The sequence below is a fragment of the Pseudoalteromonas sp. CF6-2 genome (assembly GCF_021729425.1).
Classification (GTDB): domain Bacteria; phylum Pseudomonadota; class Gammaproteobacteria; order Enterobacterales; family Alteromonadaceae; genus Pseudoalteromonas; species Pseudoalteromonas arabiensis.
The window spans coordinates 102188-116312 of sequence record NZ_CP091442.1 but is presented as its reverse complement, the minus strand read 5'-3'; the positions used below and the strand labels follow the sequence as shown (position 1 = coordinate 116312).

Annotated in this window: 12 protein-coding genes; 4 read left to right on the top strand and 8 right to left on the bottom strand. The window is 42.4% G+C overall.

The window, feature by feature from the left end:
* Positions 1-52 precede the first annotated feature (52 nt).
* The 3 genes from ubiD to L3Q70_RS00595 all read left to right on the top strand — a co-directional run bounded on the left by ubiD (position 53) and on the right by L3Q70_RS00595 (position 2906).
* Positions 53-1519, top strand: a complete 1467-nt coding sequence (gene ubiD / locus L3Q70_RS00605) for a 4-hydroxy-3-polyprenylbenzoate decarboxylase (protein ID WP_062569490.1) — start codon at positions 53-55, stop codon at positions 1517-1519.
* 86 nt (positions 1520-1605) lie between these two features.
* Positions 1606-2319, top strand: coding sequence for an NAD(P)H-flavin reductase (fre, locus tag L3Q70_RS00600; RefSeq protein WP_237114682.1), 714 nt, complete (start codon positions 1606-1608; stop codon positions 2317-2319).
* Between the two features lie 170 nt (positions 2320-2489).
* Positions 2490-2906 (top strand): CBS domain-containing protein, encoded by a 417-nt coding sequence (locus tag L3Q70_RS00595; RefSeq protein ID WP_062569488.1) that lies wholly within the window; start codon positions 2490-2492, stop codon positions 2904-2906.
* An 11-nt stretch (positions 2907-2917) separates the two neighbouring features.
* Here the strand turns inward: L3Q70_RS00595 and add are convergent, their stop codons facing one another.
* From add to cyaY, 8 genes are all read right to left on the bottom strand, one after another.
* Positions 2918-3919 (bottom strand): adenosine deaminase, encoded by a 1002-nt coding sequence (gene add / locus L3Q70_RS00590; protein WP_237114681.1) that lies wholly within the window; start codon positions 3917-3919, stop codon positions 2918-2920.
* Between the two features lie 111 nt (positions 3920-4030).
* Positions 4031-6721, bottom strand: a complete 2691-nt coding sequence (locus tag L3Q70_RS00585; protein WP_237114680.1) for a CHASE domain-containing protein — start codon at positions 6719-6721, stop codon at positions 4031-4033.
* 31 nt (positions 6722-6752) lie between these two features.
* Positions 6753-7862: a heme biosynthesis HemY N-terminal domain-containing protein gene (locus L3Q70_RS00580; RefSeq protein ID WP_237114679.1), complete on the bottom strand. Its 1110-nt coding sequence runs from the start codon at positions 7860-7862 to the stop codon at positions 6753-6755.
* Positions 7859-9676 (bottom strand): uroporphyrinogen-III synthase, encoded by a 1818-nt coding sequence (locus tag L3Q70_RS00575; RefSeq protein WP_062569484.1) that lies wholly within the window; start codon positions 9674-9676, stop codon positions 7859-7861. Before L3Q70_RS00575 ends, L3Q70_RS00580 begins: the two co-directional genes overlap by 4 nt.
* A gap of 1 nt (position 9677) precedes the next feature.
* Positions 9678-10616 carry a hydroxymethylbilane synthase gene (gene hemC / locus L3Q70_RS00570; RefSeq protein WP_062569483.1) on the bottom strand — a complete coding sequence of 313 codons (939 nt, stop codon included), beginning with the start codon at positions 10614-10616 and terminating at the stop codon, positions 9678-9680.
* Positions 10617-10645: 29 nt separating this feature from the next.
* Positions 10646-11530, bottom strand: a complete 885-nt coding sequence (locus L3Q70_RS00565; protein WP_237114678.1) for a DUF2914 domain-containing protein — start codon at positions 11528-11530, stop codon at positions 10646-10648.
* 22 nt (positions 11531-11552) lie between these two features.
* Positions 11553-12209: a dienelactone hydrolase family protein gene (locus tag L3Q70_RS00560; protein WP_062569481.1), complete on the bottom strand. Its 657-nt coding sequence runs from the start codon at positions 12207-12209 to the stop codon at positions 11553-11555.
* The gene (gene cyaY / locus L3Q70_RS00555) at positions 12206-12529 is read right to left on the bottom strand and encodes an iron donor protein CyaY (protein ID WP_062569480.1); all 324 of its coding nucleotides are present in this window, start codon (positions 12527-12529) and stop codon (positions 12206-12208) included. Before cyaY ends, L3Q70_RS00560 begins: the two co-directional genes overlap by 4 nt.
* 326 nt (positions 12530-12855) lie before the next feature.
* Here cyaY and lysA point away from each other — a divergent pair, with 326 nt between their 5' ends.
* Positions 12856-14109: a diaminopimelate decarboxylase gene (lysA, locus tag L3Q70_RS00550; protein WP_193988119.1), complete on the top strand. Its 1254-nt coding sequence runs from the start codon at positions 12856-12858 to the stop codon at positions 14107-14109.
* The last annotated feature ends 16 nt before the right edge of the window (positions 14110-14125 follow it).

Here is a 14125-nt window from a genome sequence, read left to right as displayed (position 1 = left end):
CACAGGTTTTAAGTATAATGGCGACAGTTTATCCAGCGTTTAAGTAGCCACAATGAAATACAAAGATCTTCGCGAGTTTATCGAGTTATTGGAACAAAAAGGTGAATTAAAACGGATCAAGCAAGAAATCGATCCCTACCTTGAAATGACTGAGATTGCCGACCGTACATTGCGTGCCGAAGGCCCTGCGTTGTTATTCGAAAACCCTAAAGGTCACTCTACCCCTGTATTAGCAAATTTATTTGGTACACCAAAGCGTGTTGCAATGGGCATGGGACAGGATGATGTTAGTGAATTACGTGAAGTAGGCAAACTGCTCGCTTTTTTGAAAGAACCTGAACCACCTAAAGGTATCAAAGAAGCACTTGGACAAATCCCAGTATTTAAGCAAGTGCTAAACATGCCAGCAAAGGAAGTAAAAAAAGCCCCTTGCCAACAAGTGATAGTGGAAGGTGACGATGTTGATTTAACACAGCTTCCAATTCAGCACTGCTGGCCTGGCGATGCAGCACCTTTAATCACATGGGGACTCACTGTCACCAAAGGGCCTTATAAAAAGCGCCAAAACTTAGGTATTTACCGCCAGCAACTACTTGGCAAAAATAAAATTATTATGCGCTGGTTATCTCATCGTGGTGGAGCCCTCGATTTTAGAGAGTGGTGTAAAGAGCATCCTGGTGAACCTTACCCTGTATCAATAGCGCTTGGGGCTGATCCCGCCACCATATTAGGTGCTGTTACACCAGTGCCTGACACCTTGAGTGAATATGCCTTTGCCGGTCTGTTACGTGGAAGTAAGACAGAGGTCGTTAAATCTATCTCAAATGATTTACAAGTACCCGCAACAGCTGAATTTATTCTTGAAGGCTATATTATGCCGGATGAAACGGCACCTGAAGGCCCCTATGGCGATCACACGGGTTACTATAATGAAGTCGATGAATTTCCAGTGATGACGGTGACTCATATCACACACCGTGAAAACCCAATTTACCATAGTACCTACACAGGTCGTCCACCTGATGAACCTGCCGTTTTAGGTGTCGCATTGAACGAAGTCTTCGTGCCGATCCTACAGAAGCAATTCCCTGAAATTGTTGATTTTTACCTACCACCCGAAGGCTGCTCTTATCGTATGGCCGTGGTAACTATGAAGAAGCAATACCCAGGCCACGCTAAGCGAGTCATGATGGGGGTGTGGTCTTTCTTACGTCAGTTTATGTATACCAAATTCGTCATTGTTTGCGATGATGATGTCAATGCACGTGATTGGAATGATGTCATCTGGGCAATTACCACACGTATGGATCCTGCGCGTGATACTACAATGATCGAAAATACACCTATCGATTATCTGGATTTTGCATCGCCAGTATCTGGCCTTGGCTCAAAAATGGGGATGGATGCCACCAATAAATGGCCTGGAGAAACAGACCGTGAGTGGGGTGAACCCATTGTAATGAGTCCTGAAATTAAACAACGTGTTGATGAAATATGGGACAGCTTAGATATTCTCTAGCCTGTGTCTATGATAAACTGTTCAAAAATTAACGGTTGTATAAACCTACAACCGCGACATGCGTTTCTGCTTATTAAAGGTAAACTATGCAAACATTACTCGCTGACGTTGTTGCGATCAGCCCGCTTACAGACCATGTACATAAAGTCATTTTGAAACCACAGCAGCCTGTGTCATTCGAGGCAGGCCAATATATGCAACTTGTATTAGGCGAAAAAGATAAGCGTGCCTTTTCAATTGCTAGCCGTCCTTCTCACACAGAGCAAATTGAACTGCATATTGGTGCATCTGGTGCAGACTCATATGCTATGCAAGCACTTGAGCATTTACGCCAAGCACATACTAAGCAGCAGCAAGTAAACATAGAAGTTGGCTTAGGTGTATCGCAACTTCGTGCGGAAGGTGAGCGTCCAATCATTTTACTTGCTGGCGGAACAGGCTTCTCATACGCAAAGTCAATGGCTGATCACCTCGCAGAAATTGGTTGTGAACGCACCGTATTGTTTTACTGGGGTGTTCGCGAACAAGCAGCATTGTATGCTCATGATGAAATGCAAGCATGGGCTAACAGTAATCCACACTTTCAATACATCCCTGTCGTCGAAAATGCATCAGCAAGCTGGACAGGTAAAACAGGCTATGTTCACAAAGCTGTTATGGCAGATATCGTGTCACTCGAACCCTATGATATTTATATGGCAGGTCGTTTTGACATGATTGGTATTGTACGTGATGACTTTATTAATCATGGCGCAATCCGTGAGAATATGTATGCCGACGCATTCGCATTCATCAAGTAAATAAAGACTCAAAAACTCTCACAGGCATTCAATATAGAATGCCTTTTTTATTAATGCCTTCAACGATCTATTTTGTCCAATTAATAATCATCAAATCCATACAAACGATTTCACAAACAGCGTTTCATTGACCATACTTTGTTTAGAATAACGAATGGGGAGAAACCCACATGCTAAACACCAAAGTACAAGATTTCATGCAACGTAAGTTACCGCATATTACGCCAGAAACAGAAATGACTACGGCCATCAGTGAATTACAAAAATTTAAACTTTTGGGTGCGCCTGTTTTTGATGACAAGCAATGTTTGGTCGGCTTTATTTCAGAGCAAGAATTGCTGCAACCTTTAATGCAAAATAGCTATTTCTGCGATGGTGTTGTAAAAGTTAAACAGCTCATGCGCACCGACGTGGTGACTGTCAGTAGTGATCAAAATATTATTGAGCTTGCTGATAACATGAAAACAGGAAAACCCAAAAACTATCCGGTTGTCGAGGGAACGAAAGTGGTCGGTATGATCAGTCGCGGAGATGTGCTCAAAGCATTGTATGAAAATTACCTTTCATGCCAAGAGCACCAAGTATAAATAGCTCGGGATTATCGATTTGCAGCCAGTTGCTGTAATACAGCTTTATCAGTATCGCTTAGGTAGGCTATTTCAAGCGCATTTGCTTGTGCTTTTTCCATATCAGCTTGATTTAAACCAGCAGCAGGAGCAGCAATTTGATATTCGTGCGCAATTTCAATACCTTCTACAGCGGGATCATCGGTATTAATTGACGCTAGAATACCATGATCCAAAAAGGTTTTTAATGGATGGGTAGCAAGTTCGGCTACCGTGCTTGTTTGAATATTACTGGTTAAGCAAGACTCAATACCAATACGGTTGTCACGTAAGTAATCCATAAGCGCAGCATCCTCAATCGCTTTTACACCATGACCAATACGGGTTGCACCCAACTCGTTAATTGCTTGCCAGATACTTTCGCTGCCACGTGCTTCACCGGCGTGAATAGTCGCTGCCAAGTAAGCATTATGCACTTGCTTAAAATGATCAACAAACAACTCTCCTGGGAAGCCCATTTCGTCTCCTGCCAAGTCAACAGCGACTAAGTCATTTTTAAATGCTAATAAGGCATCAAGCTCTTGCTGACAAATTTTAGTACCATAGGTACGCGACATAATACCAATCAGGTTCACTTTAATTGGAGCACCTTGGCAGGCACTTTTAATACCATCGACCACGGCCTCAACAACACCTTCTGGGTGTAACCCTTGGCTCTGAGCCATATAGTAAGGACTAAAACGCAGCTCTACATAATCAAGTTTTTGAGCGATTGCATCTTCAACATTCTCAATAGCAATACGGCGACACGCATCGTAATCCCCGAGTACTTTGACACCCCAATCTAGCTTTTGCAAAAAAGCCACTAGATTTGGCTCAGGGTCTATTACCTGTACATGAGGAATAAGCGCTTTAATGTTATCAGCAGGTAATTCAAGGTTAAACTGACGACCAAGGTCTAAGATCGTTTGTGGGCGAACATTCCCATCAAGGTGACGGTGAATATCAAGCAAAGGGAGTTTGTTATTGATCATAATTAGCACTCAGGTTCAGTAAATTTGCGCGGATCATACGTACCCACGACGATATTTCAAGTTTAGATGATTTTATTTACTTTTTTGAGGTCAAATGTCTGCCTCTTTCTATTAGCGCTGTGTTTGTATAAGTCGCCAAATAGTTTTAAAAAGCTTTTCTGCATCAATCGGTTTCGTTAAATAACCGTTCATACCACATGCAATGCCTTTTTTATAATCATCATCATGGGCATTAGCAGACAAACCAATAATGGGAAGCTCTGTCATCATCAGCTCTTGGCGAATCACTTTGGTCGCTTGCAAGCCATCCATGTTGGGCATTTGAATATCCATAAGCACAACATCATATTTATGTTCGCTGATCATCTTGATCGCTTCATATCCATCCTTCGCGACATCAGGCTTACAGCCTTTGGTTTCTAAAATAGCGCACGCCACATGTTGATTTAATGGATTATCTTCAACCAATAAAATAGCGAGTTCAGCAAATGAAACAGCGCTGATATCAATATCACTTAAATCTTCATTTTCATGTGTGATAGCTTCTAAAGGTGATACTAGGGGCAGGCTGAACGTAAATTGTGCCCCTTGTCCTTCTGAACTAGACAAGGTTATATCCCCGCCCATCAAGTCGATAAGCTTTTTACATATACTTAATCCAAGCCCTGTACCACCAAAGCGGCGTGAGGTCGAACTATCGGCTTGTGAAAATGGCTGAAACAGTGTTTCTTGCACCTCTTTTTTAATCCCTATGCCGGTGTCGATAACACTAAAATATGTCGTATCGTTTTGCTGCCAAATTTTTAGGGTAATGGTTCCTTGGGGGGTAAATTTAACTGCGTTATTCAGCAGATTTAGTAATATTTGTTTCAGTCGAATGGCATCGGTATGAATCACCAGCGGCTGTGTATTATCGTAATCGACAATAAACTGCAATGAACGAGAGTTCAGTTCAAATTGCAGTAAATTACTCATTTCACTGACCAAGTTACAGACATTAATTGGTTCTTGATGCAAGTCTAAGCGACCTGCTTCAATTTTTGAAAAGTCGAGCACATCGTTTAACACTCGCAATAACACATTGAGCGCACTATCAGCTTGCTCAATATAATCACGCGCTTGCTGCCAGTCCTGCTCTTGCAATGCCAAATAATGAAGCCCTTTAATACCGTTGATAGGCGTGCGAATTTCATGGCTCATATTGGCTAAAAATTCACTTTTGATTTGACTCGCTTTATCCGCTTTTAATTTTTCATTACGTAGGCTTTGGGTTTGTTTCGCAACCTGTTGGCGTATTTGTATATTTGTGCCCGTTACTGAAATTAAAAAAATAATTAATAACCAAACAAATAACATGCCTACTATCTGTGCAAACCAATACATAAGCCAAGATGACTGTGCCACTGACTCCGATAACTTTATTTGCCACACCCGTTCGCTAATATGAAAATCAAAATGTGCAATTTGCTTCATCCCAATGCGCCCAGAGTTTGAAATTTCAATAGGGTTTTGAGCATCGCTTACATCATAAAAGCTGGCTTCTATATCGGTCGTTTGATTGTAATTCAGCGTTTGCGCTAAAGTATCTAAATTAATGACTGCCACGACATAACCTTTAAAGCCAACCTGACGATGTAAATCAGCATAAACGGGGTTAAAGAATAAAACCCCACGCTCATTACCATCACCTTGCATTAAACTAATGGGTTCACTAACAGATATATTTTTAGTTAAACGGGAGTTTGTTAGCGCTTCTCTTCGCACTTCACTTGAGGCTAAATCAAACCCTTGAGCTGACTCATTTCCTTGTAGTGGGTGAATATATTGAACAGGAAAATAAATAGCTCGCTGAGAGACGCCTTGCCACTCGCCCGCCGCATTTTTTTCTTTCACATAAAATGATGCCCCTAACTCTTCGCGTAGTGACCTTTGGTAATCAGGTAATTGTGAATGCATCACTTTAGGAGCCCACTCAAAAGCTGCAATTTCGTTACTGTCTTGTAATTGTCGAGAAGTAAAGCGCTTGAACTCTTGAAAGTCGACATCATCACTGCTGGCAAAAAATGTAGCAAGTAAAGCTAGGTGTGATTGTATTTCACTTACTTTGTGCTCTAGGTTGGCTTTAATAGCACTGACCTTCGCTTGTTGTCGCTGATCATCTTTGTCCTTTTTCACACTTGCTGCACCATAAAAGCTAATACAAATGATCAAATAGATAAGCAGTGAAGGAACAATAATCTGCGCCCGCTGTTGCATAAGGTTATAACTAAATGCCGCCAATACAAGTGGTGTGAAAATCAATACACCAATGCTGTCACCTATCCACCAAGCAATAAAATTATTCAGTGCCATATAACTAGGAATAACCTGATTTATTATTAACAGTGCGGTCCCTGTCAATGGCGCAATTAAACAACAAATAGGGCCACCGATAACGAGCCCTTGTACACTGTTTTTAAGAGATGACAACTCAAGCGGTATTTTTACAATATGGGTGATAATGTAGTATGCAGCCCAAGCTTGAAAGGTAGATGCAGCTGTTACGCTAACAGCTTGGAGCATAATCTGCCAATGAAGAATATCGGAAACACGGTCTAGGTGAATCAAATTAACTAAAAAAGCACCAAGAATAATCCCTGCTAAGGCTCGGTTGCGTTGTAGTAGAATACTTGCAAGGGCAATCCCTGCGGGTGGCCACGCTGCAACCGCATAACCATCAATAGCGAGTAACGAATTACTTAAATACCCTGTAAGAAAGTAAGCAAGCGCAATACTTATTGTCAGCGTAAACAAGTTCTTCAAGCCATTTAACTCCTTTTAGGCAAATGGGACTCTATTGATATAACACCAGCGCTTTATCTGGTTGGGCACTTTTACTATAACTAAGCGCAGCCTGCTGAAGGTATTCATGGCGATTATTGGCATTAAGCGCTTTATCAAAAACACGCGCAGCTAAATCGTACTCACCATGGGCATTCGCAAGACAAGCCAAAGCTAAAAGCAACTGAGTATTGTCAGTGTCTTTTTTCAACACATCCTGCAAACTCGCCTGTAATTTTAATGCATCCCCTGCAGCACTAGTTCTTAGAATATGTGCTAAGTCTTTATGCTGCCGCGGATTTTTAATCATTTTAATTAAGCTTAGCTCAATTTTATTTAAATCGCCTGCTTTCGCCATGGCAGTGAAGTAACTAACTTCAGCCAAAGGTTTCAAATTCTTTGCTAATTGCTCAAATCGCTCTGTTAACGTGCTGCTAGATTCTGCGTCAAAATAGCGATTGAATAATTGCTGCCATTCTTTGTCTGTGAGTGCTTTTTTACGAAGTAGACGCGGCATAAAGTCATTGAGTGCAGCCCACTTTTTCTCTTGAACTAATACGTGAGCATACATTTTCAGTTCAAGATTTGATGCTTTTTTATGCTCAGCTAATGCTTTCAAATCAGCAAAAATCGTACTGGTTTCACCACTAGCAATCCACAGATTTGCCACTTTCAGTTGCTTGCTTTGACTAATCTTATCAAGGTAACTAATCGCTTTTTCGGTGTCATTTTCAGCCAGTGCAGCTTTTGCAAGTAAGGCATAACGGACGTCAGCCCACTGCTCAGCGACACTGTTATTATGCAGTGCTAATTCAACTTCAGTGTAATCATTGTTAATAAGACTCCATACACCTTGCTCAATAGCCGCTTGCTTTCGCTCTTCACTGCGCGCAAAAAAGCGATGGCGTGTATGGCTGTACAAAGACCATAAATAACGCAGCAGTTTGTAGAGTAAAAACCCAGCACCAGATAGCAAAACGATCAGTGCACAGACGCCCCAAATAGTACCTTCTACGGTCGTTTTATTAAATGAGATTAATACATAGCCTTTTTGATCGATGAAAAAAGGGGCGCTCCCTAAACAGATTGCAATAGCAATTATTAACAGTAAAAAGCGGATCATTGCGCCCACTCCTTCACCTGCTCAGTGCTTTTCAGCGATACATTAGGGTTAAAATCGAGTTGCTCTTTTGAAAGCTCAAGCAAACTCTTCAGAGCAGCTTTAGTCACCGTATCATCTTGCTTGAAATAGTCCTGTACTAAGTCATGCGCAGCATCAACGGCAGTGAAGTAAACGCTACTTTGTTTCGATAACACAGCATCTTGTGCTTGCGCTAGATACAAGCTCAAACGCTGCTTCACTAAATGACGTTCTTGCTCACTTAAAAATGGCGCAACAACCATGTCTTCACGGGTACGCACGGTAACAAAGAAGTCTTTAAATTGTTGCCATGACTTAGCTAAGTTTTGACGCCACTCACTAACATTTTCACTGAGTTTATTTGGGTCTTCTTGACTCACTTCTTCAGGTAAAGAAATCGCGTTAAAAACAAGTTCATCAATATGCTGCGCAACCCCATGTAATTTTAGATAGATAGCTTCAACTGCAACAGGCTCAATGGCATTTAAGGTTTGTAAATCTTGGTGAATTGCCTGACGTATGTTTCCAGTGCCAGGATGCTCTGCCAATAAAGAATCTAAACGTGTTAATACCGCAGCCGCACCTTGATAGTCATGCTCCGCCCAAACCTTAAACTCAGCCATACGCTGTAAACTTGTTACTTCTTGCGGATTTAAGGTATAAGCCTGTTGTTCAGCACGTTTCAATGCAGCGTCTAACTGTTGCTGAGTTTGCTGCACATTTTCACTCAATGCATCAGCTACTTTTTGCTCATTGTTATACAGTGAATGCTGTAATGTTTGCTGCGTACTTTTCACAGCATCAAGTTGCTGTTGTAAACGCTGGTTTTCGGTTGTCAGTTCAATCAATGCACGTGAAGATTGCTGATCACTATTAAGTTTTTGATAAAACTCATAGCCAACCGCAGAAGCAACTACCACGGAGATAAGTAAAGCTAAGCTACCGGTTTTACTAATCCCTTTTTTGTGATGAACCGTTTGCCCAGAGGCCGTCTTACCTGCTTGCGCCTTTTTCGTGGACTCGGCTGCTGGTTTAATTGACTGTTTTAAATCTGATTCACTCATTTTGCTACCTTGCTCATTGATACAGGTGAACATCGCATTATCGCTTGCCCCCGCAGCAATATGTATATGTGTTCTTATTACATTCTTTTGCTGCAAATAATCAGCAATACGTTCACTTGCAACATAAAACTGACGCTTAATTAACCATCCTAACTGTGATTCATTTTGACCATTAAAAATGGCATCCACAGCGGCATTACTTGTAATGACTATACCTTCAACATTAATTGTTTGCCAGTGGTCCATCCACTTGCTAGGTTCACTTTCAATGGCACTGCGTTTATACACAACCAACTGATTTAATAATGCACCGCGCTGCTTCAATGTTTTCGCGATGGTGGTGCGCCCACCTTCGCCTTTCACTAAAACAATATTACTCAGTTCAACATCTTGCAGTGTTTTTAGCTCAAGCAACCCTTCAGAATCATGCTGTTTTGGCACCGCAGCACGACGACCAAACGCCTCATAAACAGCATCGGCAGTTTGCTGCCCAACGGCATATAACTGAGCAGCTTTATTTATAGAAGGAGTGAGGCGAAGCAATGCATGAACCGCATCTTGCGATATAAAAATAATTTTATCTGCATTTTCCAGCGGGGCGAGCTCTTCACTACTCGGCGTTAAGTAGTCAAGGGTCAATACTGGACACTGGGTTGTTTGATAACCCGCCTGCTGAAGCTGAAGAGCAAGTTCAGTGCCTTTACCTGCTGGACGAGTTATCAAAATATGCATATTACGCGTCTCTGTATACGTCAGCTAAGATTTTATCAGCACCTTGAGCAAGTAACTTTTCGGCAAGTTCAATGCCTAGTTTCTGTGCGTCAGCGACTGGGCCAGTTACTTCGTCACGGAGCATTTGGCTACCATCAACCGCCCCCACTAGACCACGTAAATGAACCTGCTCCCCGTCAACAAGTGCAAATGCGCCAATAGGTACCTGACAACCACCTTCTAAACGTCGATTCATCGCACGTTCTGCATTAACACGAATACGTGTTTCAGTATGCTCAAGGGGAGCGAGTAGGGCTTTGGTCACTTCATCGTCAATACGACACTCTATGCCTACTGCACCTTGGCCGTTTGCAGGCAGAGATACTTCCGGCTCAATAAATGCGGCAATGCGCTCAGGCATTTCCAGACGAATTAGACCCGCAGCAGCAAGAATAATCGCATCATATTGGCCGTTATCAAGCTTTGCCAAGCGCGTATTGACGTTACCACGTAAATCGTGAATAACAAGGTCTGGACGGGCTTCGCGAATTTGACACTGACGTCGAAGACTTGATGTGCCCACAATCGCGCCTTGTGGCAATTCATCTAAGCTTTTGTAATTATTTGATACAAACGCATCGCGAGGATCTTCTCGCTCACAAATAGTATTAAGTTCTAGACCATCCGGAAACTCAACCGGCACATCTTTCATTGAGTGAACAGCGATATCCGCTCGTCCATCTAACATGGCCTGCTCAAGTTCTTTAACAAATAAACCTTTACCACCAATCTTGGCAAGTGGTGTATCAAGGATAATATCTCCCTGCGTTGACATGGGAACAAGCTCAACGGTGACATCATCATGAAAGTGCTCAAGTTGAGCTTTTACAAATTCAGCTTGCCATAAAGCGAGTGCGCTTTTACGGGTCGCAATGCGAACGTATTTTGTTGTCTGAGTCATGAAAAATCCAATTATTTACTAAGCTGACGCTAATCAGCTAAAATTCTAAATTCTTTTTGTGCAAGTAAGTTGCCATCGGTATCAACAACTACAACACGCCAATCACCTACTTGTTCAGGCATAATATTTTTAGTCGAGTAAGTGCGAAAACGCGGACTGCTTATCGCTAACTCAATTGAAGCCAGTTGCTGATCTTGGTAATACCATACATGACGTACAGTTTGCCCCTGCATATTCTTAAGCTCACTGAAAAAGCTAAGGCTTTGGCTAATATCAAGCAATTTTACATCGCTTTTTAGAACATTGACTGGTTCTCGATCAACAACATCTGTCGTTAATACCGCTCGACTCACTTTATCCGTATCTATTTTAGCGCCAATTGCCACACTCGCGATATGGGCTGTGTGAGCAAACTGCTGTTTATTTTGAACAGCTTCGGGCTGCGCTTCGTCTTTTGGCTCACTAATTTCAGGAGGCGTTTCATCAACGCTTGCTAATACTTCGTCGTTTTGATCTGGCTCAATAACTTCTGCTAGCACTTGCGGTGAGTCGCTTTGTTGCTGCAAATCGGTTTGCACTTGAGTATTAATTGACGAGGTAGGTTCATCTTGCAAACTCATTGTTGCAGGGCCTTTGGCCTGCTCCGTGTTATGCGCCAAGCGCGGCAGCTCGTCAAGCTCGCGACTTAAATCTGTTTCAGTGGCCAATGATGCTTCTTGCTGAGCTTGCTGTTCTGATTGCTCTGCATTTACTGCACCTAAAAAGCTATACGCCACAATAGCAAGCGCAATAAATAACACACTGCCAACTAGCACAATACGCCGCCAATGCCATTGATACGTTACTGAAGAAGGTGCAGTATTGACTGATTCGGCACTTCCCATATTTGCTTTTATTACCAGTTTTTTTGTCATATTGGCCTCTTTACAAGCTATGTTAGCTCAAGCGAGCAATTAACCACTCTCTGATTGCCATCAGTTCTTCACCACACACCTGATGCGCCATCGGATAGTCTTGCCAGCTTACTTCCATGTTATTTGCAGATAATACATCAAACGCTTGCCTGCCCGCACTATGCGGTACGACATCATCAAGACGACCATGCGCCATAAATATATTTAAACTATTTTGCTTCGCCTCATCAGCGAGCTTATCAGGTACGCACATATAAGTTGATAGCGCCATAACACCCGCTAGTTTTTGCTCTAAACGTGGTGCTAAATGCAGTGATACAACACCACCTTGTGAAAACCCAGCAAGGACAATCTTATTGGCAGGAATACCTTTCGCTATTTCTACTTCAATAAGCTCGGCGACTTTTGCTGCGGAGTCTCTGACACCTTGCTCGTCAGCACGCTTATCTAAATCCATCGACTTTATGTCGTACCAAGAGCGCATTGCCATTCCACCATTAATGGTGACCGGTTGTACTGGCGCATGGGGAAATACAAAGCGCACTCCCAGCTCTTTTGGTAAAGCTAACTGTGGGGCAACAGGAGCGAACCCATCACCTGAATCGCCCAGACCATGCAGCCAAATAACACTTGCTTTATGCTCCCCTTGAGCAGGGTACTCTACGCACTCTAAACTCATAGCTCAGAACGCCATTCAATAGGTTGGCCCGCTTGACGAGTCGCAGCATCACACATAAATTGCCAAAATTCAGCACCTGAACGGTTATCAATCCACTTATCGTCACGTAATTCAAAGTGATGACCATTAAATTTAGTCGCAACCCACACCTGATGCAGTGGTGCTTGTTTATTGATCACAATTTTACTGCGATCTGCAAAGATGATTTCTAAAATACCTGATGCAGACTCGTAGTCTAAATCAGCATCACAGTCATCGATTTGCTCTTCAATCGTTAGCATTAATGCATCGGCTAATGTGTGGTATTCATGATCAGTCATTTTTATGTCCTTTAACTGGCTTATAAGCCTAGATCTGGGGGCAGATTATGTACATCAAGTGTAACAGGAATAAATTCATCCGCGAATAGCTGCATTTTTTAAATATTCTGTTACTCTGCGATTATAAAGCCAGCAACCGTATTAATCTAATGAAAGAGACTCATAGCCAAAAATTAAAGACCATTTTACCCTTTGCCCTTCTGCTCACCTTAGCCGGCTGCGGACAAAGTGGTGCTCTTTACCTACCAGATGATACGCCGCAGTCAACAGACTCTCAGCCTGAGGCTGCTCCATCCGAACAACCAGAACAAAAACAGGACTAATTGATGGACTTTTTTAATTACAAAGATAGCCAGCTGTTCGCTGAAGACATCGCTGTCAAAGAGCTTGCCGAACAATATGGTACACCTTGTTATATCTACTCACGAAAAACCTTTGAACGTCACTACCTGGCCTTTGCCGAAGCCGCAAAATCGCATAAAAGTTTGGTATGCTATGCCGTAAAAGCGAATTCAAATATTGCTGTACTCAACATCCTAGCGCGCCTTGGTTCTGGTTTCGATATTGTTTCGAAAGGGGAACTTGCGCGAGTAATTCAAGCCGGTGGCGATGCATCTAAAGTGGTCTTTTCTGGGGTGGCCAAAACAACTGATGAAATCGCCTATGCACTTGAATTGGGGATTAAATGCTTTAATGTTGAATCAGTGGCGGAACTTGAGCGTATCTCAGAAGTCGCCACTTCGCTAAAGCGTATTGCACCTATTTCGATTCGTGTAAACCCTGATATCGACGCAAAAACCCATCCGTATATCTCTACCGGTTTAAAAGAGAATAAATTTGGTATTGATATTCAAACCGCTGTTGCTGTTTATCAGCATGCTGCATCTTTACCAAGCCTAAAAATAACAGGTGTTGATTGCCACATTGGTTCACAGTTAACAGAAATCAACCCCTTCTTAGCAGCGCTTGAAAAAGTACTTACTTTAATTGAACAACTAAAAGCCGTTGGCATTGAACTAACTCACCTTGATATTGGCGGTGGTCTTGGCGTGCCCTATAACGGCGAAACACCTCCTCACCCAAGCGAGTATGTTGACAAAATCACGGCTCGATTAGCTGATTATCAGGATTTAGAGCTTATTTTCGAGCCTGGCCGCGCTATTGCAGCCAATGCTGGGATTTTAGTAACTAAAGTTGAGTTCATTAAACAAAACCAAGACAAATACTTTGCTATTGTCGATGCCGGCATGAACGATATGCTTCGCCCGTCACTTTACCAAGCCTGGCAAAGTATTGTTCCTGTTATCCCGCGCGAAGACGATACTAAAAGCCACAACTACGATATTGTGGGTCCTGTGTGTGAAACCGGTGACTTTTTAGGTAAGGATCGTCAACTTGCTCTTCAAGCGGGCGATTTACTTGCACAGCGCAGTGCGGGGGCTTATGGCTTTACGATGAGTTCAAACTATAACTCACGCCCTCGTGTTGCAGAGATAATGGTTGATGAAGAACAAAGTTATTTAATCCGTCAACGTGAAACTCTTGAAAGCCTTTGGCAAGGTGAGAAAATTTTACCATAAACGTTTTTATAACCAC